At 64.0% G+C, this 24,544-nt stretch carries 21 protein-coding genes and 1 riboswitch; of the genes, 12 read left to right on the top strand and 9 right to left on the bottom strand.

Features of this window, described 5'->3' with window-relative positions; genetic code table 11:
• Nucleotides 1-11 precede the first annotated feature (11 nt).
• Nucleotides 12-1,151 carry a citrate synthase family protein gene (locus AC1D0N_RS18010; protein WP_477246189.1) on the top strand — a complete coding sequence of 380 codons (1,140 nt, stop codon included), beginning with the start codon at nt 12-14 and terminating at the stop codon, nt 1,149-1,151.
• A 29-nt stretch (nt 1,152-1,180) separates the two neighbouring features.
• Here AC1D0N_RS18010 and phaR read toward each other — a convergent pair whose 3' ends face one another.
• Nucleotides 1,181-1,792 (bottom strand): polyhydroxyalkanoate synthesis repressor PhaR, encoded by a 612-nt coding sequence (gene phaR, locus AC1D0N_RS18005; protein WP_477246187.1) that lies wholly within the window; start codon nt 1,790-1,792, stop codon nt 1,181-1,183.
• 300 nt (nt 1,793-2,092) lie between these two features.
• Here phaR and AC1D0N_RS18000 point away from each other — a divergent pair, with 300 nt between their 5' ends.
• Both AC1D0N_RS18000 and phbB read left to right on the top strand, forming a co-directional pair.
• The gene (locus AC1D0N_RS18000; RefSeq protein ID WP_477246185.1) at nt 2,093-3,277 is read left to right on the top strand and encodes an acetyl-CoA C-acetyltransferase; all 1,185 of its coding nucleotides are present in this window, start codon (nt 2,093-2,095) and stop codon (nt 3,275-3,277) included.
• 85 nt (nt 3,278-3,362) lie between these two features.
• Complete coding sequence (gene phbB, locus AC1D0N_RS17995; RefSeq protein ID WP_477246183.1) at nt 3,363-4,088, top strand: acetoacetyl-CoA reductase; 726 nt, start codon at nt 3,363-3,365, stop codon at nt 4,086-4,088.
• An 83-nt stretch (nt 4,089-4,171) separates the two neighbouring features.
• On the opposite strand, the gene AC1D0N_RS17990 is transcribed toward phbB, so the two are convergent.
• Nucleotides 4,172-5,422 (bottom strand): FAD-dependent monooxygenase, encoded by a 1,251-nt coding sequence (locus tag AC1D0N_RS17990; RefSeq protein ID WP_477246181.1) that lies wholly within the window; start codon nt 5,420-5,422, stop codon nt 4,172-4,174.
• Between the two features lie 99 nt (nt 5,423-5,521).
• On the opposite strand from AC1D0N_RS17990, the gene AC1D0N_RS17985 reads away from it, so the two are divergent.
• The 5 genes from AC1D0N_RS17985 to AC1D0N_RS17965 all read left to right on the top strand — a co-directional run bounded on the left by AC1D0N_RS17985 (nt 5,522) and on the right by AC1D0N_RS17965 (nt 12,074).
• Nucleotides 5,522-6,088, top strand: coding sequence for a TetR/AcrR family transcriptional regulator (locus tag AC1D0N_RS17985; RefSeq protein WP_477246179.1), 567 nt, complete (start codon nt 5,522-5,524; stop codon nt 6,086-6,088).
• A gap of 690 nt (nt 6,089-6,778) precedes the next feature.
• A complete protein-coding gene (locus tag AC1D0N_RS17980; protein WP_477246177.1) occupies nt 6,779-10,219 on the top strand; it encodes a helicase-related protein in 3,441 nt (1,146 codons plus the stop codon).
• Nucleotides 10,220-10,246: 27 nt separating this feature from the next.
• Complete coding sequence (locus tag AC1D0N_RS17975; protein ID WP_477246175.1) at nt 10,247-10,633, top strand: RNA-binding S4 domain-containing protein; 387 nt, start codon at nt 10,247-10,249, stop codon at nt 10,631-10,633.
• Between the two features lie 149 nt (nt 10,634-10,782).
• Nucleotides 10,783-11,121 carry a ferredoxin FdxA gene (gene fdxA, locus AC1D0N_RS17970; protein ID WP_258606784.1) on the top strand — a complete coding sequence of 113 codons (339 nt, stop codon included), beginning with the start codon at nt 10,783-10,785 and terminating at the stop codon, nt 11,119-11,121.
• A 371-nt stretch (nt 11,122-11,492) separates the two neighbouring features.
• Entirely contained in the window at nt 11,493-12,074 is a 582-nt protein-coding gene (locus AC1D0N_RS17965) for a CarD family transcriptional regulator (protein WP_112559634.1), read from the top strand.
• A 170-nt stretch (nt 12,075-12,244) separates the two neighbouring features.
• On the opposite strand, the gene AC1D0N_RS17960 is transcribed toward AC1D0N_RS17965, so the two are convergent.
• The 3 genes from AC1D0N_RS17960 to AC1D0N_RS17950 all read right to left on the bottom strand — a co-directional run bounded on the left by AC1D0N_RS17960 (nt 12,245) and on the right by AC1D0N_RS17950 (nt 14,602).
• On the bottom strand, nt 12,245-13,003 hold the full coding sequence (locus AC1D0N_RS17960; RefSeq protein WP_477246173.1) for an amino acid ABC transporter ATP-binding protein: 759 nt from the start codon (nt 13,001-13,003) through the stop codon (nt 12,245-12,247).
• Entirely contained in the window at nt 13,000-13,680 is a 681-nt protein-coding gene (locus tag AC1D0N_RS17955; RefSeq protein WP_477246171.1) for an amino acid ABC transporter permease, read from the bottom strand. Before AC1D0N_RS17955 ends, AC1D0N_RS17960 begins: the two co-directional genes overlap by 4 nt.
• Before the next feature lie 148 nt (nt 13,681-13,828).
• On the bottom strand, nt 13,829-14,602 hold the full coding sequence (locus tag AC1D0N_RS17950; protein WP_477246169.1) for an amino acid ABC transporter substrate-binding protein: 774 nt from the start codon (nt 14,600-14,602) through the stop codon (nt 13,829-13,831).
• 60 nt (nt 14,603-14,662) lie between these two features.
• Between AC1D0N_RS17950 and AC1D0N_RS17945 the strand changes: the two genes are divergently transcribed.
• The 3 genes from AC1D0N_RS17945 to AC1D0N_RS17935 all read left to right on the top strand — a co-directional run bounded on the left by AC1D0N_RS17945 (nt 14,663) and on the right by AC1D0N_RS17935 (nt 18,278).
• The gene (locus tag AC1D0N_RS17945; protein ID WP_477246167.1) at nt 14,663-14,947 is read left to right on the top strand and encodes a hypothetical protein; all 285 of its coding nucleotides are present in this window, start codon (nt 14,663-14,665) and stop codon (nt 14,945-14,947) included.
• Nucleotides 14,944-15,807 (top strand): RNA polymerase factor sigma-32, encoded by an 864-nt coding sequence (locus AC1D0N_RS17940; RefSeq protein ID WP_477246166.1) that lies wholly within the window; start codon nt 14,944-14,946, stop codon nt 15,805-15,807. Before AC1D0N_RS17945 ends, AC1D0N_RS17940 begins: the two co-directional genes overlap by 4 nt.
• Before the next feature lie 209 nt (nt 15,808-16,016).
• On the top strand, nt 16,017-18,278 hold the full coding sequence (locus tag AC1D0N_RS17935; RefSeq protein ID WP_477246164.1) for a caspase family protein: 2,262 nt from the start codon (nt 16,017-16,019) through the stop codon (nt 18,276-18,278).
• Between the two features lie 96 nt (nt 18,279-18,374).
• Here the strand turns inward: AC1D0N_RS17935 and AC1D0N_RS17930 are convergent, their stop codons facing one another.
• The 4 genes from AC1D0N_RS17930 to thiB all read right to left on the bottom strand — a co-directional run bounded on the left by AC1D0N_RS17930 (nt 18,375) and on the right by thiB (nt 23,654).
• On the bottom strand, nt 18,375-19,781 hold the full coding sequence (locus tag AC1D0N_RS17930; protein WP_477246163.1) for a M48 family metalloprotease: 1,407 nt from the start codon (nt 19,779-19,781) through the stop codon (nt 18,375-18,377).
• A gap of 312 nt (nt 19,782-20,093) precedes the next feature.
• Complete coding sequence (gene thiQ / locus AC1D0N_RS17925) at nt 20,094-20,873, bottom strand: thiamine ABC transporter ATP-binding protein (RefSeq protein ID WP_477246161.1); 780 nt, start codon at nt 20,871-20,873, stop codon at nt 20,094-20,096.
• Entirely contained in the window at nt 20,870-22,447 is a 1,578-nt protein-coding gene (thiP, locus tag AC1D0N_RS17920; RefSeq protein WP_477246616.1) for a thiamine/thiamine pyrophosphate ABC transporter permease, read from the bottom strand. Before thiP ends, thiQ begins: the two co-directional genes overlap by 4 nt.
• A gap of 193 nt (nt 22,448-22,640) precedes the next feature.
• Nucleotides 22,641-23,654 (bottom strand): thiamine ABC transporter substrate binding subunit, encoded by a 1,014-nt coding sequence (gene thiB, locus AC1D0N_RS17915; RefSeq protein ID WP_477246159.1) that lies wholly within the window; start codon nt 23,652-23,654, stop codon nt 22,641-22,643.
• A 43-nt stretch (nt 23,655-23,697) separates the two neighbouring features.
• Nucleotides 23,698-23,812, bottom strand: a riboswitch (TPP riboswitch).
• Nucleotides 23,813-23,899: 87 nt separating this feature from the next.
• Here thiB and AC1D0N_RS17910 point away from each other — a divergent pair.
• The gene (locus AC1D0N_RS17910) at nt 23,900-24,544 is read left to right on the top strand and encodes a thiamine diphosphokinase (protein ID WP_477246157.1); all 645 of its coding nucleotides are present in this window, start codon (nt 23,900-23,902) and stop codon (nt 24,542-24,544) included.

Raw genomic sequence — 24,544 nt, 5'->3', positions numbered from 1 at the left:
GGAGCGTCAACATGTCGGAGTGGTTGACCCGGGAAGAGGCGATGGAGCGCCTGAAAGTGCGCCCGCAGACACTCTACGCCTATGTCAGCCGTGGCCGCATCGGCATGCGGCCGGACCAGGCCGATCCGCGCCGAAGCCAGTATCGCGCCGACGACATCGCGTCGCTGGCGACCCGCCGGGCGCGCGGGCGAACGCCCCAGGCCATCGCCGAAAGCGCCATCGCCTGGGGTGAGCCGGCGATTGCCACCGGGATATCGACCATCGTTCACGGCCGCCTCGTCTATCGCGGCCAGGATGCGGTTGCGCTCTCCGAGAAGGCCTCGCTGGAGGACACGGCAAGGCTGCTATGGGCATCCGATGGTCCTGTGTCGTTCGCTTCGCCGGCCCCTCACAGCGGCCAGGAACGCGGCCGGCCGGCTGCCTTCGCCAAACTGGCTTTGCTGGCAGCCGAGGGCCGGCCTTCGCTCGGACGCATGCCGGCTTCGCTGCATCAGGATGCGGCTGGCGCCATCGGAGTTATCGCGCAAGCGTTGGGCGCGGTTGCCGGAACGGCTGCCCTCCACATAAGACTGGCGCGGGGCTGGTCCGTTGACACCGCAGGCGCAGCCCTGATCCGCCGGGCGCTCGTCCTGTTGGCCGATCATGAATTGAATGCATCGACCTTCGCAGCGCGTGTCGCCGCCTCCACCGGGTCGCCGATTGCCGCTTGCCTGCTGGCCGGCCTCGCCACGCTTTCGGGACCGCGCCATGGCGGCGCGGGCGAGGCGGTCATGATCCTCGCGGAGGATGCGCAAAGGCTGGGACCGGACACGGCTGTCGAGCGCTGGCTTGGTCATGACAGGCCAATGCCTGGCTTTGGCCATCCGCTTTACCCCGAAGGCGATCCCAGGGCTGAAGCCTTGCTGGCTGTCTTCAAGGTCGATCGAGGGTTCTCACGGCTGCGCGACGCGGCCTTTGCCGCAACGGGCTTGCACCCGAACATCGATTTCGCCCTGGCGGCGTTGACCCGCAGCCTGCGCCTGCCGCCCGATGCGCCGTTCCGCCTGTTCGCGCTCGGCCGCAGCATCGGCTGGACCGCGCACGCCGTCGAACAGGTCACCAGCAGCGACCTGATCAGGCCGCGCGCCCGCTACGAGGGACCGTTGCCATAGATTTCCGGGTTGCAGGATTTTCGATCACGTCACGACATGGTGTCGAGCTTGCGCTGCATGGCGGCGATCTGTTCCTTCAGCTCCTGAAGGTCGTCGGATTTTTCCGGCGCTTCCTTCCTGGCCGGCTCGGTCGGCGCCGGAGCTGGGCCATTCGAGCCGACGGGCGGGAATGGCGTAAATAGGCGCATGGCGTTCTGGAACATTTCCATGTTGCGCCGCGTCTGTTCCTCCAGCGCCTTGATCGGCGTGGCGATTTTCATCATGTCGAGCGGCGACTTGACCAGCGCGCCCTTCATCTGCTCGCGAAAGCGCTCCTGCTCCTTGGAGAAGGCCATCATCGACTGCTCGAGGAAGCTCGGCACGATCATCTGCATCTGGTCGCCGTAAAAAGCGATGAGCTGGCGCAGGAATGGGATCGGCAGCATGTTCTGCCCATCCTTGTTCTCCAGTTCGAAGATGATCTGGGTCAGCACCGGATGGGTGATGTCATCGCCGGTCTTGGCGTCCTGGACGGTGAACTCCTGGCCCTTCTTGACCATGTCGGCCAGGTCCTCGAGCGTCACATAGGTGCTGGTGCCGGTGTTGTAGAGACGGCGGTTGGCATACTTCTTGATAATGATCGGATCGTCTTTCGCGGCCATCAGTATCCTCCCCGGGACCCCGGCTGGCCTGAGTAAGCAGCCGGTGACGATTGCGCCTCTTTCGAGGATATGCGCAAAAGCGTCACAATTCCAAGTGGTTTGTGCAGTGCGGCATCAATTAATGCTGCATGGCAGGCACAATATGCTGCGCAGCAAAGGCGGTGCCGTTGCCGTGAGCACGTGCGGCATGCTTGCGGCGCATGGCCGGCATGCCCATTTCCGGTTTGACTTGGATCATGGAAAGGGCAAGAAAAGTCTCCAACCATAGCCAAAAAACAAGCTCGAAGTCTGGAGAAGAAAATGTCCGCTGCCAATGCCATCGTTGTCGCCAGTGCGGCGCGCACCCCCGTCGGCTCCTTCAACGGCGCCTTCGCCAACACGCCGGCGCATGAGCTCGGTGCCGTCGTCATCCGGGAGCTGCTGTCGCGAGCCGGTGTCGAACCGGGCGAGGTCGACGAAGTCATCCTCGGACAGGTGCTGACCGCCGCGCAAGGCCAGAACCCGGCCCGTCAGGCATCGATCAATGCCGGCCTGCCCATAGAGACCACCGCCTGGGGCCTCAATCAGGTTTGCGGTTCGGGCCTGCGCGCCATTGCGCTCGGCATGCAGCAGATCGCCGCCGGCGACGCCAAGCTGGTCATCGCCGGTGGACAGGAATCGATGTCGCTTTCGGCGCATGCCCAACACCTGCGCGCCGGCGTCAAGATGGGCGACTTCAAGCTGATCGACACCATGATCAAGGACGGACTGTGGGACGCCTTCAATGGCTATCACATGGGCAACACCGCCGAAAACGTCGCTCGCCAGTTCCAGATCACCCGCGACGACCAGGACCAGTTCGCACTGGCCTCCCAGAACAAGGCCGAGGCCGCGCAGAAGGCCGGCAAGTTCCAGGACGAGATCGTCGCCGTCACCATCAAGGGCAAGAAGGGCGACACCATTGTCGACCAGGACGAGTACATCCGCCACGGCGCCACGATCGACGCCATGACCAAGCTGAAGCCGGCCTTCGACAAGGACGGCACGGTGACCGCCGCCAACGCGTCGGGCATCAATGACGGCGCTGCCGGCGCCCTGCTGATGAGTGAAGCGGAAGCTGTCAGGCGCGGCATCACCCCGCTGGCGCGCATCGTGTCCTGGGCTACCGCAGGCGTCGATCCGGCGATCATGGGCACAGGCCCGATCCCGGCCTCGAAGAGGGCGCTGGAGAAGGCCGGTTGGTCGGTCAAGGACCTCGACCTTGTGGAGGCCAACGAGGCATTCGCGGCCCAGGCCTGTGCCGTCAACAAGGGCATGGGCTGGGATACCTCGATCGTCAACGTCAATGGCGGCGCCATCGCCATCGGCCACCCGATCGGCGCGTCCGGCGCCCGCGTTTTCAACACGCTGGTCTTCGAAATGCGTCGCCGCGGCGCCAAGAAGGGCCTTGCCACACTGTGCATTGGCGGCGGCATGGGTGTCGCCATGTGCATCGAAGCCCTGTAGCATTATCCGGGCGGCGCAAGCCGCCCGTTCCTTATCCAGTGCCTGAAAAGCCCGACAACAGGGCGATATCAAAAAGGGGAAGCGCATGAGCAAGGTTGCAATCGTCACCGGTGGGTCGCGCGGCATTGGTGCGGCGATATCGATCGCGCTGAAAAACGCCGGCTATTCGGTTGCCGCCAATTATGCCGGCAATGACGAGGCAGCGGCGAAGTTCAGCGCGGAGACCGGCATCAAGACCTATAAATGGTCGGTCGCCGACTACGATGCCTGCAGCGCCGGCATTAAGCAGATCGAAGCCGACCTTGGTCCGGTTTCCGTGCTGGTCAACAATGCCGGCATCACCCGTGATGGCATGTTCCACAAGATGACACGCGAACAGTGGAAAGAGGTCATCGACACCAATTTGTCCGGCGTCTTCAACATGACGCATCCGCTGTGGGGCGGCATGCGCGACCGCAAGTTCGGCCGCGTCATCACCATCTCCTCGATCAACGGCCAGAAGGGCCAGGCCGGTCAGGTCAACTATTCCGCCGCCAAGGCCGGCGACATCGGCTTCTCGAAGGCGCTGGCCCAAGAAGGCGCACGGGCCGGCATCACCGTCAACGTCATCTGCCCCGGCTACATCGCAACCGAGATGGTCAAGGCGATCGACGAAAAAGTGCTCAACGAACGCATCATCCCGCAGATACCGGTCGGCCGCCTCGGCGAACCCGAGGAGATCGCGCGCTGCGTCGTCTTCCTCGCCTCCGACGAGGCCGGCTTCATCACCGGTTCGACCATTTCTGCCAATGGCGGCCAATACTTCGCCTGAGGCTTTGGCGTCCCTCGCTGACAAGCGATGTACCGGCCCAACGGCCGGTACCCGCGACGAGGCAGCGAGCCTGACAATGGCCGTCAGGCAGCGAGCTTCAGCCCTGGCTTGGCTGCAGGCTTAGTCTGGGCGATCGGATCCGGCCGGCGGGAAGGCGCCGGCAGCCGGGCAAGTGGCGCCCGGCTGAGACCTGACAGCTTCAAGGCAATGCGACGCTTCAGGAATGGATTGAGGTTCAGCAGCGAAAGCGCCAGGTTGCGGACGAGGCGCTTCACCGGGCTGCGGGCAAGCGCCATCTCGGTCATCCTGCCAGCCAGACCAAGCACCTCCTGGGCTGCCGGACGCCGCAGCGTTTCATAGACGTCGAGCTCGACCTCCGCGCGCACCCCGTTCACCACATCGGCTAGCAGTTGGCCAAGCACGACCGCGTCAACGATGCCAGTGTTCATGCCTTGCCCGCCAGCCGGGCTGTGCACATGCGCGGCATCGCCCATCAGGAACAACCGGTCCTTGCGGTACGAGCGGACCAGGCGGTGATGCACGCGAAAACGCGAGCTCCACGTCAGGCCGAGCACCCGGGCCTGTTTCCCGGTCGGCCCACGGCTGTCGAGCAGCGCCTGGATGTCGGCGACCTCAGGCTTTTCCGGTGCGTTGTCCATTGTTGCGACGATGCGGTACGACCCGTCCGGAAGCGGCGCCACCACGACCAACCCGGCTGGCGCAAAGAACAGCGACACTTCGGTCGGCCCAACGGGCCAGTCGAGACGAACGTCGGCGAGTACGAACGACGCGTCATAGGCCGCACCGTCGAACTCGATGCCGGCGGACTTGCGCACCAGGCTGTTCATACCATCGGCGCCAACGACGTAGCGTGCCGATATCAGTCTCTCGCGGCCGTTCTCAACCACCGTCACATGCGCACCGTCAACGTCCTGAAAGACTGCCTTGGCCTCGACTGCGCGGTGAATGACTCCGCCCAGGGCGGCGATCCGTTCGGCGAACACCTGCTCGGTCAGGTTCTGCGGCAGCATCATCAAATAGGGATGCTTTGACGGAAGCGTGCCGAAAGCGAGGTTGAGCAGCGCCCGGTTGCGGTCGCGGAAGGCAAATTTCTGCAGCTTCAGGGCAAGTTCGCCCAGCCGCGGCGTCACGCCGAGAGGCTCCAGCGTTTCCAGCGTCTGCGCGTGAATGACGCCGGCGCGCGAGCTCTGAAGGCCCTGCTCCAGCCTGTCGATCAGAACGTGGTCGACACCGGCCTGGTGCAACACGATGGACAGCGCCATGCCGGTCGGGCCGGCGCCAATGATCATCACTTCTGTTGTATCGGGTAGCATTTCTCTCTCCATTTATCAACGAGTGTTGACTTTTTAATCGACGCCATTGCATTTGTCAACAGTCGTTGGCATATGAGGTTCATGATCGAGAATCAGCCTATGAAAATCAGCAAGTCGGACCGCACGCGGACCCATATCCTCGAAGCCGCACGGCTCCTGTTCGCCGAGCAGGGTTATGAGGGCGCCTCCATTCGCGACGTCGCCGCGCAGGCCGCTATCGATCCGGCCATGGTGATCCGCTATTTCCGCAGCAAGGACGAACTGTTCGCCAGGGCAGCGGTCGTCGATCTGCAATTGCCGGAATTGCAGGTGATCGACCGCAGCGCCGTCGGCGAAGCCCTGATCAGACGTTTCCTCGAAATCTGGGAAGGTCCGACCAGCGGTCCCGGCATGGCAATTCTGCTGCGTTCGGCAACCTCGAACGAATTTGCCGCCGAGAAATTGCGCGAGGTGTTTGCCAACCAGGTGTGGCCAGTGGTTGGGTCGGCCGGAGCCGCCGCCGATGCGGGTCGACGGGCCGGGCTCGTATCAAGCCAGCTGCTGGGTTTGGCGATGTGTCGATACTTGCTGCGGCTTCCGCCCGTCGTCGCCTTGTCCCACGACGAAATCATCCTGAACGTCGGCCCGACATTGCAGCGCTATGCAACGGGAGAGGGCGCACCCTAAACCGACGCTGAGAACCATTGTTGGTCGGGTCAGGCCGTCGTGCAGCGACTGCACCGGCCAAAGCACGTGATGCCGATCTGTGCCACTCCGGTACGCAGATGTTAACGGCAACAGCGCCGCCTGTGCGAAACCTGTTAGCAAGCCTGTGGATTCTCGGTGGAAAACCTGTTCACAACACAAGATATTGGAGTGAACAAACCGGGAAAATCGGGCCATCGCTGATTCGTCGCCGATTCGTTCCGGCTTTGACCGGAACGTTAACGGCGAAGTCTGAAACCACCCTCCAAATGATTAAAGCGCGTTAGGAAAGATCAACAATTTCATAATCTTGGGCGAGGTCCGCCGCCAGGATCCGATCCTTCCCCGGCAAAGGTTAACATCAGCGTTCGCCTGCATGAATCGGGCCAGTTCCAGCGATTCAGCATGTGGTGAGACTCGCCGGTCAAAAATCCACATGTAGCCGTGAACAAAAGCTGAATCTGCAGGAGTCACTGATTCGTCGCCGATTCGTTCCAGACTCGTTCCAACTGTTAACCGCGGACGGATTCGGCCCTCGAACGCGACCCTCGGACAGCAGGCAGGAACATTCCGCTTTCGCTTCGCGCGTGAAATCCCTATGTGTCGCCTGTCACACGCGCCACATTGAGGCGCGCTCCCGACAACACGGCAGAAAGCCTTATTTCCAGGTCGATGAACATTCAGCCGAAACACACTGAGCCGCTGATCTTGTCGGGCCGCGACGTGACCGCTGTGCTCGGCCCGACCAACACCGGCAAAACCCATCTCGCCATCGAGCGCATGGTGGCGCATGAAAGCGGCATTATCGGCCTGCCGCTCAGGCTGCTTGCCCGCGAAGTCTATGCCCGCGTCTGCGAGAAGGTCGGCGCCCACAAGGTGGCGCTCATCACCGGCGAGGAGAAGATCCAACCGGCAGGCGCCAGGTATTCCGTCTGTACCGTCGAAGCCATGCCGCGCGAGACCGACGCCGCCTTCGTTGCCATCGACGAGGTGCAGCTGGCCGGCGATCTCGAACGCGGCCATATCTTCACCGACCGTATCCTGCATCTGCGTGGCCGCCAGGAGACGTTGCTGCTCGGCGCCGCCACCATGCATGGCATCCTGCAGCGCCTGCTGAAGGGCGTCTCGGTGGTGACGCGGCCGCGGCTGTCGCATCTCGCCTATGCCGGATCGAAGAAGCTGACCCGTTTGCCCCGGCGCACGGCGATCGTCGCCTTCTCCGCAGACGAGGTCTATGCCATTGCCGAACTGATCCGCCGCCAGCAGGGCGGTGCTGCCGTCGTGCTCGGCGCGCTGTCGCCCCGCACCCGCAACGCGCAGGTGGCGCTGTTCCAGTCGGGCGATGTCGACTACTTGATCGCCACCGACGCCATCGGCATGGGCCTCAACCTCGATCTTGATCACGTCGCCTTCGCCCAGAACCGCAAATTCGACGGCTACCAGTACCGCAATTTGACGGCGGCCGAACTCGGCCAGATCGCCGGTCGTGCCGGCCGGCATCTGCGCGACGGAACCTTTGGCGTCACCGGCCAGGTCGATCCGCTCGACGAGGAACTGGTCAAGCGGATCGAAGGACATGAGTTCGATCCGGTGAAAGTGCTGCAATGGCGCTCTGCCCGTTTCGACTTTGCCAGCCTCGATGCGCTGAAGCGCTCGATCGAGACCAACGCGCCGGTCGAAGGCCTGACGCGGGCGCTGCCGGCGGTCGACGCTCAGGCGCTCGAGTATTTGTCCCGCGACGAGGACATAAAGGCGCTGGCCACCGACCCCAAACGCGTTGCGCTTCTGTGGGAAGCCTGCGCCCTGCCCGACTACCGGAAGATCGCGCCGGCCCAGCATTCGGACCTCATCGCCTCGATCTACATGGACCTGGCCAGGCACGGTCATGTCGACGAGAACTACATGGCCGAGCAGGTGCGCCGCGCCGACACCACCGAGGGCGACATCGACACGCTGTCGCACCGTATTGCCGAGATCCGCACCTGGACATTCGTGTCCAACCGACCCGGCTGGCTGGCCGATCAGGCACACTGGCAGGAAAAGACGCGCGAAATCGAAGACAGATTGTCGGATGCGCTGCATGAGCGGTTGACGAAACGCTTCGTAGACCGCAGGACTTCCGTCCTCATGCGGCGCCTTAGAGAAAATACCATGCCTGAAGCCGAAATCAGCCCAACCGGAACCGTCCTTGTCGAAGGCCACCATGTCGGCGAGTTGCAAGGATTCCGCTTCACCGCCGACCAGAGCGCCGGCGGCGAAGACGCCAAGGCCGTGCGTGCGGCAGCCCAGAAGGCGCTTGCCGCCGAGTTCGAGGCGCGCGCCGAACGCTTCGGTGCCTCGTCCAATGGTGATATCGCGCTCGGCTCGGACGGCACGCTGCGCTGGATTGGCGCGCCGATCGGCACGCTGGTTTCGGGCGACGAAGCCCTGAAGCCGCGCCTCGTGCTGCTGGCCGACGAGCAGCTCACCGGCCCCGCCCGCGACAAGGTCGCGGCGCGCGCCGAGCGCTTCGTCAATTTGCAGATCGAATCCCTGCTGAAGCCGCTGGTCGACCTCAAGAACGCCGAGCAGATCACCGGCATCGGCCGCGGCATCGCCTTCCAGCTCGTCGAGCATTTCGGCCTCATCAACCGCCGCGACATCGCCGAGGAGATGAAGTCGCTCGACCAGGAGGGACGCGCCGCGCTCCGCCGCCTCGGCGTGCGCTTTGGCGCCTACCATGTCTTCGTGCCGGCGTTGATCAAGCCGGCTCCGGCCGGTCTGGTGACGCTTTTGTGGGCGCTGAAGAATGACGGTAAGGACAAGCCGGGGTTTGGCGACGTGGTCCACGCGCTGGCTTCCGGCCGCACCTCGGTGGTCATCGACCCAGCTTTCGACAAGACCTTCTACAAGCTCGCCGGCTACCGCAATCTCGGCCGTCGCGCCGTGCGCATCGACATTCTGGAGCGGCTGGCCGACCTGATCCGTCCGGCGACCAACTGGAAGCCCGGTCTCGGCCAGCGCCCCGACGGCGCCTATGACGGCCAGGCCTTCATGGTGACGCCGCCGATGATGTCCATCCTCGGCGCCACCGCCGACGACATGGAAGAGATCCTCAAAGGCCTCGGCTATCGCGCCGAGCCCAAGCCGGCGGCCGAAGTGAAGGCGCGGCTCGAAGCGCAGGACAATGCCGCGCGTGAAGCCGCCGCAGCCAAGTTGGCGGCGGAAGAGGCTGCCCGCGCCGAGCAGGCCAAGGCGGCAGAAGCCGCGACTGCCGATACGGCTGTCGAGGCGCCAGCTGAAGGTTCGGAGCCTGATGCGGCTGCCGCTACCGAGGTTGCAGCCGAGGCTGTCGCGGAGCCTGTTGCCGAAGCAGCAGCGGAGGCCGTTGCGGACGCCCAGCCGGAAACTCCGGTTGCGGTCGCGGAAGACGCGCCGCCGGTAGCCGAAGCCGCAGCAGAAACCCCTGCGGAACCAGCGGCTGAGGCCGAAGCTGTCGGGGTTGAAGCCGCACCGGCAGAGCTCGAGGCGGAAGTCGAAGTCGTCGAAGCGGAAGCAGCATCGGCAGAACCGGTAACCGAGGCTTCGGCCGCGAGCGAAGATACAGCGGCTGAGCCAGCCGTGGTGGCGGAAGCCGCCGCCGGCGAGCCTGTGCCGGAGGCCGAAGCGCCAAAACCCATCCTGTTGTGGCGCCAGGGTCGCTTCGACCAGCGCCCGCGCAATCGTCAGCACGAAAACCGCGGCCGTCCGCGCAACGGCCAGGCCGCGCGCAGCGACGCGCCGGCGGACGCCGCCGGCGGGCAGCCGGCAGGCGCGCCGGGCGATCGGCCGGCCCATCCGGGACGCCGCGATCAGCGCGACGGTGCCGGCAAGCCGCGCTTCGACCGCTCGAAGTTCAAGCCGAAGCCGCAAGGCGAAGGCGCAGAGCGCCGCGATGGCAAGCCGCAGGGCGAGCGTCCCGATCGCCGCGATAACAGGTCCGACTGGAAGGGTGGCAGACCGGAGGGCAAGGGTGGCGCGCCGGGCGCAAAGCCCGCCTTCCAGCCCAAGCCGCGCGAAGAGCGCCCGGTGCGCTTTGACCCGGACTCGCCCTTCGCCAAGCTCGCCGCCTTGCGCGACCAGCTGAAGAAGTAGGCTCGGTCCGCTCCGATGGTTGCCCCAGTGGTCGCCAGAGACCGACAGCGCATCGACAAATGGCTGTTCTTTTCGCGCGCGGTGAAATCGCGCTCGCTGGCGGCCAAGCTGGTGGTCGCCGGACGCGTCCGCATCAATCGCGACAAAGCAGCGCAGGCCTCCGATATGGTCAAGCCCGGCGACGTCCTGACCATCACGCTGGAGCGGCGCATCTTCGTCTGGAAGGTGCTGAACACCGGTACGCGGCGCGGCCCTGCCGAGGAGGCGCGCCTGCTTTACGAAGACATGTCTCCACCGCCGGTGCCGAAAGACGAGGCCGTGCCGGACGCGATCCCGGCATTGCGCGAGGCAGGCAGCGGCCGTCCAACCAAGAAGCAACGCCGCCAGACTGACTGGCTGATCGGCGAGGATTGAGCCACAACCGGCTTTCGCCGCAGCGACGTTGTGGAATTCCATTCCGGGCGCGCTGATGCCGCCAGGAATGGCTGCCCTTGCCAGCGGCGGACAAAGGCGTTACCTCACCAAAAAAGCCCAGCAAAAATGGGACGTACCGGAGCCGACCGATGACCTATGTCGTGACCGACAACTGCATCAAATGCAAGTACATGGACTGCATCGAGGTCTGTCCGGTCGACTGTTTCTACGAAGGCGAGAACATGCTCGTCATTCATCCCGACGAGTGCATCGACTGCGGCGTCTGTGAACCGGAATGCCCGGCCGACGCGATCAAGCCCGACACCGAGCCGGGTCTGGAAAAGTGGCTGCAGGTCAACACCGAATACGCCGAGAAATGGCCCAACATCACCGCCAAGAAGGAGCCGCCGGCAGACGCCAAATCCTTCGATGGCGAGGCTGGAAAATTCGAGAAGTATTTCTCCGCCGAGCCCGGCGAAGGCGACTGACGAGAGTGCCGGTTTGGCCGGCATAACGCTGCATAACGGACGTGACACATCACCTGCCTTGACAGGCAGCGATTGTGCTTGGCCTTCGCGAATGCAGCAAAACCTTGATTCTTCCGACTTTTTGTGTTACATCAGCCCAACATGCCGGTGACACAACGTCGATTTATGGCGCAAACGCCCCAAATCACTGAAAGGTGAGTTTCTCAATCCGGACCAGAGCGATCTGGGGCGGGCGGTCGCATTCTGTGCGGTTTGCCGGTCCCGGCTTTTCCGGTGGGCTCACCTGTTGTGCGGCTAACGGTCGGTAATCCCGATCGGGCGAGTTCGGGCCGGCAGGACGCCGGTACCACAACGAAGGAGTTCAGGGCGTAATGGCAACGATCACCCCGCAGAAGAAGTCCACCGCGGCGCGTCACGGTTTCAAAACCGGCGAGTACATCGTCTATCCGGCGCACGGCGTTGGCCAGATCGTCTCGATCGACGAGCAGGAAGTTGCGGGCCACAAGCTGGAACTCTTCGTCATCGACTTCCAGAAGGACAAGATGCGCCTCAAGGTGCCGGTCGCCAAGGCGACCTCCATCGGCATGCGCAAGCTGTCGGAAGAGGATTATGTCGAGCGCGCGCTGAAGGTCGTTCAGGGCCGCGCCCGCGTCAAGCGCACCATGTGGTCGCGCCGCGCCCAGGAATATGATGCCAAGATCAATTCCGGCGACCTGATCTCGATCTCGGAAGTGGTGCGCGACCTCTACCGCGCCGACAACCAGCCGGAGCAGTCCTATTCCGAGCGTCAGCTCTATGAGGCGGCGCTCGACCGCATGGCGCGCGAGATCGCGGCCGTCAACCGCATGTCGGAGACCGAAGCGGTGCGCCTCATCGAGGTGAACCTCAACAAGGGTCCGAAGCGCGGCGCCAAGGCCGACAACGAAGAATCCGAACAGGAAGAAGCTGCCTGATCGCTTTCGTCCCAGAATTCATGAAAAACCCGGCCTGGCGCCGGGTTTTTTGTTTCTGGGGTAAACCCTCTCCCTTGTGGGGAGGGTCGCTGCGAAGCAGCGGGGTGGGGGTGCAGCGCAGCCCCCGACCCGGGCCTCCCCACAAGGGGGGTAGAAGGCCCTGCGATTGCCTACGCCTCGCCCGCCTCTTGCTTCAGCGTCGCGATAAAACGCTTGGTCCGCTGCTGTTCCGGATTGCTGAACAGCACGGCTGCCGGACCTTTTTCGACAACGACGCCGGCATCGAGAAACACCACTTCCTGCGCGATCTTGGAGGCGAGCCTCAGATCATGCGTCGCCATCACCATGGTCGTGCCTTCGCTGGCGAGCTGACCGAGCACGTCGACCACTTCCTGCGCCAGTTCCGGATCGAGCGCCGAGGTCGGCTCGTCGCAGAGCAGCACTTTCGGTGACGGCGCCAGCGCCCGGGCGATCGCCACGCGCTGTTGCTGGCCGCCTGATAGCGTTGCCGGCCACGCATCGGCCTTGTGCGCCATGCCGACCTTTTCGAGCAGCGCGAGCGCCCGCTCGCGCGCCTTGGCAGTCGGCCATTTCAGCACCGTCACCAGCCCCTCCATGACATTCTCGATCGCGGTGCGATGCGGGAAAAGCTGAAAATTCTGGAACACCATGCCGGTCTGCAGCCGCAACCGCTGGATATCCCGCGTGGAGACCTTGACGCCCGGACGAAACTCCAGCGTCTCATCACCGATGCGCACCGTACCCGAGGTCGGGATTTCCAAGAGGTTGATGCAGCGCAGAAGCGTGCTCTTGCCGCCACCCGAGGGACCCACAAGCGCGGTGACGCTGCCCTCCTCGATGGCGACGCTGACGCTCTTTAGCACAAGGTTGTCGCCAAACCGCTTCTCGATGCTGGTGAGACCAATCATGAGCGCGCCTCCAGAAAGCCGCCATAGCGGTTAAGCCGGGTTTCCAGTCGCGTCTGCAGGGCTGAGAGAACCGAGCTCAGCGCCAGATACAGGATCGCCGCCTCGACATAGAGGATCAGCGGCTCGTAGGTGGTGGCGACGATGCGCTGCGCCGCCTGGAACATTTCCGGCACAGTAATGGCCGCGGCCAGCGACGTATCCTTTACCAGCGAGATGAAGGTGTTGGAGAGCGGCGGCACGGCAACCCGACTGGCTTGTGGAAGAATGGTGCGCCGCATCGCCTGGCTCCAGGTCATGCCGATTGAATAGGCGGCTTCCCACTGGCCTTTCGGCACCGAGCCGATGGCCGCGCGGATGATTTCCGAGGTGTAGGCGCCGATGTTGAGCGTGAAGCCGATCAGCGCCGCGGTGAAGGCATCAAGCAGAATGCCGACTGACGGCAGGCCGTAGAAGATCAGGAACAGCTGCACCAGGAGCGGCGTGCCGCGGAAGATCCAGACGTAGAAGCGCACAAGCGCGACCAGCGGCTTCGGTCCGAACAGCCTGGCAAGTGCTGCGCCCAGGCCAACAGCCAAGCCGAGGACGAAAGACAGCAGCGTTAGCGGTACGGTGAAGATGAGCGCCGCCCACAACAGCGTCGGCAACGAGTCCAGCATCAGTTGCAGCCAGTGCGGCACGAACGGCTCCTCCCCTCACACAACTGCCGTTCCCAGTCTGGCAGTGCGACTATCGGTTGTCATATCAAGCGAAAAACGGCGAGCCATCAAAGACGGCCCGCCGCTATTTGTGATCGGGCCGGGCAAGCTACCCGCTCCGGGAATGCCGTTACTGCGACACGTCCTGGCCGAAATAGGTGTCGGCGATCTTCTTGTAGGTGCCGTCAGCCTTGATGTCGGCCAGCGCCTTGTTGATGGCGGCGACCAGTTCAGGATCGCCCTTGCGCACGATGACGCCGGAATACTCGGCGTTTTCCTGCCGCGCGGAGATCTTCACATTGGCGTCCGGCTTGTGCTTCTTGAAGTCGAGGAAGGACAGGCTGTCATTGATCGTGGCATCGGCACGGCCGGTGAGCAGAAGCTGGATCGACTGGTCGAAGCCGTCCGTGCCGACGAGTTCGGCGCCGTTGGCCTCGGCGAGTTTGCCGAAATTCGAGGTCAGCGACGACGCCACCTTCTTGCCCTTGAGATCGGGGAACGCCTTGATGGCGGTGTCGTCGCCGCGCACGATCAGCACCGCCTTGGAGGCGATGTAGGGATCGGAAAAGTCGTACTTCGCCTTGCGGGCGTCGGTGATGCCGACTTCGTTGATGACGGTGTCATAACGGTTGGCGTCGAGGCCGGCGATCAACCCGTCCCATTTGCCCTCGAGGAACTCGACTTTCACGCCGAGCTTGTCGCCGATCGCCTTGGCAATCTCAACGTCGAAGCCGACCAGCGCGCCGGCATCATTGTGATAGGTGAAGGGCGGATAGGTGCCTTCCGTGCCGACCTTGATGGTGCCGGCCTGCTTGATCTGGTCGAGATTGGCACCGGCGTGGCCGGTTGTGATTGCCAGAACCTGCAGCGTTCCGGCGATGACAAGTGAGTTGAGCCATTTCATTTTTCTGTGATCCCGTCCTTGGCCGGTGTCCGGCGCATTGTGAGAGCCGGAAACTGACAGATGCCGAGCCGCAAAATAAGGAACCAGATTTCAAAAATCGGCCGCGCCCGAAACCGAATTCTCAAAACCATGCCGGCTGGCGCCAACCAGCCGCGCTTCGGGTCGCTGCAACCTTGTTACCGGCAGCACAACCCACGCGACATGAGCGGCGGAACCAATCCCGCGCATGGCACGTTCTTGGCTGTTGTAGGGCACGGCGTCACCATTTCAACCACCCGACGCCAGACCAGGGATCGCGGTCGCCAAGCCGTCCGCAATGCCCGTAACAGGGAGCGCGGCGCATGATGGAAGACACGGCAGGACGGACCATGGTCCGCACGGCGATGAAAGCTCCCTATCTCGAGCGCGACGAGGAGCACATCCTGGCGCTGCGCTGGAAGGAGAACCAGGACCAGCACGCGCTGCACCAGATCACCGTCGCGCATATGCGGCTGGTCATCTCCATGGCCTCCAAATTCCGTCACTATGGCCTGCCGCTCGGCGACCTGATCCAGGAAGGCCATGTCGGCCTGCTGGAAGCGGCGGCACGCTTCGAGCCGGAGCGCGAAGTCAGGTTTTCGACCTATGCGACCTGGTGGATCCGCGCCTCAATGCAGGATTACATCCTACGCAACTGGTCGATCGTGCGCGGCGGCACCAGTTCGGCGCAAAAAGCATTGTTCTTCAACCTGCGGCGCCTGCGCGCCCGACTAGCGCAAGGCGCCGAGCCGATCTCCAACGCCACGCTCTACCGCGAAGTGTCGGTGGCGCTTGGCGTTTCCGAAGCCGATGTGGCGATGATGGATTCGCGCCTTTCGGCGCCCGATAGTTCGCTCAATGCGCCGCTCGCCGACGACGCTGGCGCGACCGAGCGGATGGATTTCCTGATCTCGGACGACCCCTTGCCCGACGAGATCGCTGGCGACACCATCGATGTCGAACGCAGGTCTGGCTGGCTGAAGACGGCGCTCGGCGCGCTCAACGCCCGCGAACTCAGGATCATCGAGGAACGCCGGCTGAGCGACGAGGGCGCGACGCTCGAAGCGCTCGGCGAGACGCTCGGCATCTCCAAGGAACGGGTCCGCCAAATCGAGGCGCGCGCCATGGAAAAGCTGAAAATAGCGCTGGTGCGGCAGAACCCGGAGTTCCTGGCGACGGCCGCCTGAACGCACCTGTGGTGTCTCTGAGGGTCAACGTAAGACTTTAATTATATAAGAATATATCGCCGCCATGGCGGCATTCCTCTATATTTGTGGATTGTGACCCCTTTTACAGACCCGGCCGCTGCAAATTGCGTTCTTGCGACCGAACAGGTCATAGCGGATGGGGATTTGCCATGTTGCGATGCTACGCGATCCTTGGAGCCTTGGTCCTTGTGGGCCTCACGACATTCGATGCGCGAGCCGATCGGCGGGTTGCCTTTGTCATCGGCAATTCCGAGTACCGGGACATTCCCGCTCTCAAGAATCCGGACAAGGACGCCGACGATGTGTCGAACACTTTTCGGCAGGCTGGCTTCGATGTGTTCCTTGCCAAGGACGTCACCAGGCTTCAGTTCGAGGAGCAGTTCCGCAACTATCTCGCGGCCGCGGACGGCGCCGATCTGGCCGTCGTCTACTACTCCGGCCACGGCTTCCAGATCGGCGGCGAGAATTTCCTGATCCCGGTCGATGCATCGCTTAAGGATGCAGCCGACATCGAGGTCCAGGCTGTCAAGCTGGATGATGTGCTTGAGCAGCTGCGCTCGAAATCCAAGATCCAGGTGATCATTCTCGATGCCTGCCGCAACAATCCGTTCCCACGCAAGGACTATTGGCTGCGCGACCAGCTGGTCATCACCGGCGGCACCGGCCTCGCGCAAGTCAAAGGCTCGCAGAACACGTTGATCGCCTTTGCCACGGAACCGGGAGCAATCGCCTATGACGGAACCGGCGATCTCAGCCCCTTCTCGTCGGCATTCTCGCGCCGGGCACTGGCGCCGAACCAGGAGATACGCACGGTCATGGCCGCGGTGCGCCGTGATGTCGTCAAGGCCACGGATGGCAAGCAGGTTCCGTGGGAAAACTCCTCGCTGATCGACGACGTCGTGCTGATGCGTCGCGTGACCCGGCCCTCGCTGCCGCCAGTGCTGGAGAAGGTCGTGCCGTCCGGCGCCGGTCCTGTCGCGCTGGACCTGCCGCAGCCTGTCGACGTCGACGGCGGCGCGGTCACCGTCAGCATTGAAAGCCCGCCGACGCTCGGCCGGCTGACGCTGGATGGCAAACCCGTCGAAGTGGGCCAGCCGATCCAGGGCAAGGATCTGCCGCGTCTGAAGATGGAGGTTCCCAAGGGCGTCGGCGCGCAGGAACAAGTGGACACGGTGGCCTACGCCACGCATGACGATTGGGGCGGCGAATCCAAAGGCGTTCTGGTGCTGCGGGTCATAAGCGGCGAGGGCGCCGACGGCAAGCAGATCATCGCCTCGCTCAAGAATGAGCAGAAGCAGCGGGTGCTTGAGCGCGGCATCCATGTCTCCGGGGCCGCCGAGGCGATCGGGGATCGCGATGTCAAGGTTCCGATCGGAATAGGCCCGGTGCCGCTGAAGCTGGATCTGCCGGCAAAGGATCCAGGCATCAGCCTTAAGCTCGCCAGCTATCCGGCAACGGGAACGCTGTCGCTGCCGGACCGCATCCTGTCGCCTCAATCGAGCCTGATGGCCAATGAAGTCAGTGATTTGCGTTATGAGCCACAGGTCGGTTCGACAGCTGCCGTCGAGATCGGCTTCGAAATCCGAGCCAACAATTCGTCGAAGCGGGCGACGATGACGCTGTCGCCAAGCGTCGACCCTTGCGACCAGGCGGCAGGCGAACCCCTCGACCTGCAAGGTGTGGTCCCAGGACTGCTGCCCAACGAGATCGGCGGCAACGCGGTCGAGCTTTGCCAGGCGGCGGTCAAGGCCTACCCCGACATCGCCCGCTTCCACTACGAACTGGGCCGTGCCTTGCTGGCGTCAGGCAAGGTCGACGAAGCCAGCAAGGCGATCCAGGAGGCTGCCGACCGGGGACATGTCCGGGCCGTCTTCGAACTCGGCCGCATCGCCTCGTCCGGAATAGGGACGCCTGCGGATGTCACGAAAGCCAATGGCCTCTATTCAGAAGCGTCCGCCAAGGGAGACCCTTACGCGATGACGGCGTGGGGACGGTCCTTGTTCAATGGCCTCGGCGTGAAGCGCGATACCGGCAAGGGATTGGACCTGCTGCTCAAGGCGGCGGCGATAGGGCATAGCAATGCCATGAACGACCTCGCCGTGATCTTCAAGGACGGCCGCAATGGCGTGCCCGCCGACTCGGCCCGTGCCGTCGCCTTCCTCAGGGCCGGTATCGAACGGCAGAACATCTATGCGATGAGCATTCTCGGTCCTGCCGGGCGCAATGCCCTGGCGATCGCCGCCTGCACGCCCGAAACGAAAACAATCACGAAGATAAAGGTCATTCGCACGAAACCGCCCAAGGTCGCCAAGCCCAAAAGGGAGTACCTCCCGAAACTTCTCGGACCGGTACCGAACGAACCCGATCCATTCACTGCGCCGCCCTGGCGTGGCGGCGGTAACGGCAATGGCGGTAGTGGCAGGCAAAGCGGCGGCGGCAGCCCTGGCTGACGGCGGCGGTCGTTGGCGGCTGACCAGGCGATGTGAGTGGAATCACCTTCGCCACCACCCGCTGGCGGGCTATAGCACCGCCTGCCCGTCCGATTCTTACTTGTCGGTGACGATCTTGACCTTGTCGCCGGCCGAAACAGCGGCCCCCGGCGACAGCGCGTTGAGCACCCGGAACAGGTCGAGCTTGCGATCGACGCCGACCATCTGCGCCGACAGCGACCCCATGGTCTGCCCCGGCTGCACGGTGACGACGCGGATATGCAACGGCTTCAGCGCCGCCTTCTCGGCCGCACTCAGGATGCGGAACGAGCCGCTGACCGAGCGCGCCACCGGGTCCAGCGCGGTGCTGGCGGACGGTGCCGCCGTCAGCAGCCGGTAAACCTGGCCGCCGGCACGGATCACCGCGATATCGAACTGCCAGCCTTCGGCGCCGGCATGCGCGGTCGCCGCTTCGTTGCCGTTGATCGTTTCCTGCTTGACGCTGCTTTCGACGAGACCGGCCACCCAGCCACTGCGGATGTAGTCGGTCAGCGGCCGGTTCTTGTCGATCGCGACACCGTCGAAGCGGATCGCCATGTCGCCGGGGCCGGTGGCAGTCACCGCCGCGGCCGAATTGTCGATGATGAAACCGTCCGGCACCGAGAAGGACACGCCGAGCCCCGGATGCATGAAGGTCTGGCCGCGCACATAGCCTTCCTCCGGCGTGTCGCCGTATAGCAGGCCATCTATGCCGGCAAGGAAGGAATCTCGATCACGCGTACCGACACCGGGCGCGCCGAACTGGCGGGCATGGCGCTGCGCCAGATCGATGCGCTGCGGCGTATTGGGGTGCGTCGCCAGGAAGTCGAGGCTGGCATCGGTGGCGCCGCTGATCGAGCGGAAATCGGTATAGGCTGACATCGACTGCAGGAAGCGGCCGGCGGCAAACGGATCGAAACCCGCTTCGCCGATCGACTTGATGCCGATCGCGTCGGCCTCAAGCTCCTGATTGCGCGAGAACTGGGCGAGCTTCAACTTGCCACGGATCAGCGCCGCCTTGGCACTCGGGCTGTCGCCGAGCACGTCGGAGACGACCTTGGTCGCCAACCCTTCCTCAGCCTCCAGCTGCTGGCGCTGCAGGCCATGGTTGGCGGTGACGTGGCCCATCTCATGAGCGATGACCGCGGCAAGCTCGGCCGAATCATTGGCGAGCGCCAACAGGCCACGGGTGACGTAGAGATAGCCGCCCGGCAGTGCAAAGGCGTTGACGTTGGGCGAATTGAGGATGGTGATGCGATAGGTCTGTGTCGGATTGGCCGACACCACCGTCAGCCTGCCGACGACCTTGGCGACCATGCGCTCGAGTTTGGCATCGGAATATTCACCACCATAGGTGGCGAGGATGCGCGGGTGCTGCGCCTTCGCCAGCTCGGCGAGCTTGCTGTTGGCGGCAACATTGTCGACCGTGATCGGCTTGTCGGACGGCTGGAAGCCGGATTCCTGCACGTCCGGAGGCGTGAACATCTGGCAGCTTGCCAGCGCCACGGCCAAGCCGGCCAGCGTGAGAAAGCGCGCCAGCGGACTGCGTCTTACTGTGTCTGTGCCGGTCGGCAGAACAGCTTCCTTTCGGCTCTCAACACATGATCCCGGACCGAAGGTTCGCGGCTGGGATCATGCACAAAATTAAAAACCTACAGCATCCTTGTCGTTCGAATGGACACGACGCTGTAGGGGCAAATCACGGCCTGTGCCGGACCAGTACAGGGCGGACCTAGCCACACTACCTTGACCATGGCAAGCAAGCGCCACTTCGCCTTAACCCGGTTTGGCCGTAAATTATGTCCGCTTCCGGGCAACATCTCGTGATCCGCCCGGACCCGTGCCGATATAGCGCCGAAAGGCGTCGGGGCCAGCCCCGGCGAAGAAATCAGCTGCAGCTCCGCTTGCCGCAACCGTACCATTGTCCAGGAACACCATGTTCTGGCCGACCCGGCGCGCGTCTTCAGGCTGGTGGGTCACGAACAGCACCGTCATCTGCCGTTCCGCATGAACGCCCACAACCAGGTCGAGCATGTCGTCGCGCAGCGCCGGGCCGAGCGAGGCGAAAGGCTCGTCGAGCAAGAGCACCGGCCGGTCGCGCACCAAAACGCGGGCGAGCGCGACTCGCTGGCGCTCGCCGCCGGAGAGTTCGCCTGGCAGGCGTCTCTCCTTGCCGGCAAGGCCGACGCGCTTGAGCGCCTCGGCAATTGCGGCGCGGTCGGCCTCGGTCAGGCTGAGCGAAGGCGAGCGGCCGAGCCCGACATTGCGTTCCACCGAAAGATGGGCAAAGAGATTGTTTTCCTGGAACACCATCGACACCGGCCGCGCCGAGGGCGGTTCGGCGCTGACATCGGCGCCGCCGATCAGCACCCGGCCCGACTGCGGTGTCTCGAAGCCGGCGACCAGATTGAGCAGTGTCGACTTTCCCGAGCCGCTCGCTCCCATGATGGCGGTGATTTTTGACGTCGCGAACTCGACGTCGAATAAGAACGGCACTTCAGAGTAGCTGAACGTGACCTGGTCCAACCGCACGGCCGCGCCTTTTTCGTCGCCGGCGCCCTGGTTCGCGGACGTCATGATTTTTCTCCCCGTCCCAGCCAGTCCGCCGCCAGCACCAGCGCCAAACAAACCACGCCAAGCAGCAGCGCCAGGCCAGCGCCGTCGGCCGTGCGGTAGCTGCCCATGCGCGACAACAACAGATAGGGCAGCGTCTGCACGGAATCGCTGCCGAACAGCGCAATGACGCCGAGATCGCCAAGCGACAGCGCCATGGCAAAGGCAAAGCCGGTGGCGAGCGGCCGCCGCAGCGACGGCCAGTCGATCAGCCGCAGCCGGTTCCAGCCGGAAATGCCGAGCAGTAAACAAAGCCGCTCATGGCGTTCGCTCGCCGCATCATAGGCGGGGCGGACGGCGCGAAGGGCAAACGGCATCGCCATCACCGCGTTGACGGTCACGACCATGATCGGAGCAATGGCAAAGACATCGCTGACCGTGCGCAGGGCCAAAAACCAACCCGCGCCGATGACGATCGGCGGCACCACAAGAACAAAGCCGGCGCCGGTGTCGGCGGCGTGTTCGAGCACCGTTCTGGCGCCAACGCGTCGGCTCAGTGACAACGCCCGCCGCGCCATGATCAGCGACAGCGCCAGCGCCACCGAAAGCAGCGCCGACAGGAAGGCCAGCACAGCGCTGGTCAGCGTCGCCTGCCGCACCGCACTTTCGCCGGCGAGACGGCCGAGATCGGCGTCGAGGCCCGACATCACTGTCGCCGCCATCGGTCCGGCGACGAACAGCAGAGCAACGACGATCAACGTGGCATTTAGCATGGTCTCCGTCACACCAGCCGAAAGATAGCGGCGCGATGCCACCGGCAGATTGGCGTCGCCGACGATGTTGGCGCCAAGCCGCGTCAGGGCCAGCACCACGGCAAAGGTCAGCGCGATCTGCAGCAGCGTTAGCGTGACGGCACGCGCGGGATCGAAATCGAAGCGCAGCGCCTGGTAGATGGCGACCTCCAGCGTCGTCGCGGCCGGCCCGCCACCCAGGATCAGCACGATGGTGAAGGAGGTGATGCAGAGCATGAAGACGAGCCCGGCGACGCCCGGCAGGGCCGCGCGCAATGTCGGCCACTCGATCAGCCGGAAGGCCGGCGCCGCGCCCATGCCAAGCTGGCTGGCCAGCCGCCACTGGTCGGCCGGTACCGTCCCCAGCGCCTCGAGGAACAACCGCACGCTGAGCGGCAGGTTGAAGAACACATGGGCGACCAAGATGCCGGACAGGCCATATATCCCGGGCCAGCTTTGGCCGCTGATCGCACCGAGCACGCCAGCGAAATAGCCGGCGCGGCCATAAAGGGCGAGAATGCCAAGTGCAGCGACGATGGCCGGCAGCGCCAGCGGCACGGCGAACAACTGCAGGATGAAGCCACGCCCTAGGAAGTGCGGATGCCGCGACAGCGCGCGTGCCACAAACAGCGCCGGCACTACGGAAAGCAGGGTCGAGAGCGCCGCCTGCCACAGCGTGAAGCGGGCGACACGCAGGAGATAGGGATCGAAGGCTGCCCATGCGCCCGAGAAATCGTGAGCGCCTTCGATGAGCAGCCCGGCGAATGCACCGCCGATCAGCAGCGCGATTGCGGCGAGCGCGACGATGCCGGCGGTGACGCGGGGGTCAGAGGACGCGCGCCTTCCACCCTCCCCCTTGTGGGGAGGGTCGGAGCGCGGATGCCGCGAAGCGGTGTCCGCGAACCGGGGTGGGGGTGAGGCTGGGCTCAGCGTCGCGACCCCCACCCCGCTCCGCTTCGCGGATCGACCCTCCCCACAAGGGGGAGGGTGAAGAGCGCGCTCATTTGCTCATCACCGCCAGCCACTCATCCACCCAGGCCTTGCGGTTGGCCGCGACCTCCTCGGGACTGAACAGCAAGGTCTTGGCCGGCTTGACCAGTTTGTCAAAGGCAGGGTTGAGCGGCTTGTCGGTCTTTCCGGCCGGGAACATCCAGTTGGTCTCGGGGATGACATCCTGGAATTTCGGCCCGGTCATGAAGGCGATGAACTTTTCCGCCAGCGGATTCTTCGCACCTGTCGTGGTGATGCCGGCAACCTCGATCTGCAGATACTCGCCCTCTTCGAAGGAAGCCGCCTGGTAGCGCTCGGTGTTTTCAGCGACCACGTGGTAGGCCGGCGAGGTGGTGTAGGACAGCACCATCGGCGCCTCGCCCTTGGTGAACAGGCCATAGGCCTCGCTCCAGCCCGGCGTCACGGTCAGCACCTTTGCCCTGAGCTTGGCCCAGGCTTCCGGCGCCTTGTCGCCATAGACCGACTTCACCCACAAAAGCAGGCCGAGACCCGGCGTCGAGGTACGCGGATCCTGGATGACGATCTTCTCGTCGGCACTGCCTTCGACCAATTCCTTCAGGCTCTTGGGCGGGACTTTTAGCTTTTCGGTGTCGTAGACGACGGCGAAATAGCCATAGTCGAACGGCACGAAAGTGTCGTCGCTCCAGCCGCCGGGCACGTTGACATCCGTCACCGCGCCATGCGGCGCAAACAGGCCGGAGGCCTTGGCCTCGGCGGTGAGATTGGTGTCGAGGCCGAGCACGATATCGGCCTTGGTCGCGGCGCCTTCCAGCTTGACGCGGTTGAGCAGCGCCACGCCGTCGGCGACCGAGACGAAGTCGAGGATGCACGCGCATTCGGCCTCGAATTCCTTCTTCACCGCGGGGCCCGGACCCCAGTCGGCGGTAAAGCTCTCATAGGTGTAGACGGTGAGCTTTTCCTGGGCCGATACCGGCTCGGACGTGGCAAAAACAGATGCCGCAAAAACTGTTGCTGAGACAAGAGAGTAAAAAAGCGTGCGCATCGGCGCCTCCTTCGTTCGCGTTGAAAGGAATTGAGGCGTCGGGCTATCCGAAACGTCTAATCCCTCCGCCGGTACAAACCGGATCAGGTTCAGCGGGTTGGCAAATCTGCCTCTCAGCCGGTCCGCGAAGATTGCGTCCGGCACCCCGTTAGAGCGTTTCGACACATAGGCCCGGCCGATCGACCGCGCAAGTGGGAGTTTGCCGCCTTCCGTTTCTCGTGCCGGGCTGGTAAGGGCCACCGGATATGAGCACATTCACCATCCTGCTTGGCGGCGATCTCATCCGCACGCCGCTGCTCGACCGCCAGGTCGAAGGCACGCGCGTCATTGCCGCCGATGCCGGCATCGGCCATGCCAGGATGCTGGGCGTGATGCCGGAACTCTGGGTCGGCGATTTCGATTCCGTGCCGGCCGATCTGCCGGACGATCTGGCGTCGGTGCCCCGCCAGGTGTTTCCGCCGGAAAAAGACAAGACCGACGGCGAATTGGCCATCGCCGCCGCGCTCGAACGCGGGGCAACCAGCCTGGTGCTGGCCGGCGCCTTTGGCGGCAAACGCGCCGACCATGCTTTCCTGCATCTGGCGCTCAGCATCCACCTGGCCGAGACCGGTACGCAGGTGCTTCTGACCAGTGGCGCGCAGGAGGGCATCCCGTTGCTGCCGGGCAAGGCCGGTTTCGACTATGCCGACGGCACGCTGTTTTCGATCCTTGGCTTTTCCGATCTGTCCGGCCTGACCGTCACTGGCGCCAAATGGCCGCTCGCCCATGTCGAGGTTGCCTTCGGCTCCTCGCTGACCATTTCCAACGAGGTCAAGGGCCGGCTCGAAATTGCACTGGGTGGTGGCCGCGCACTGTTGCTCGCCCACCCCTACCCTCTTCCAGAAAGCTGA

Source organism: Mesorhizobium sp. P2_E10 (assembly GCF_056404235.1).
This window is presented reverse-complemented; position numbering and strand designations above follow the sequence as displayed.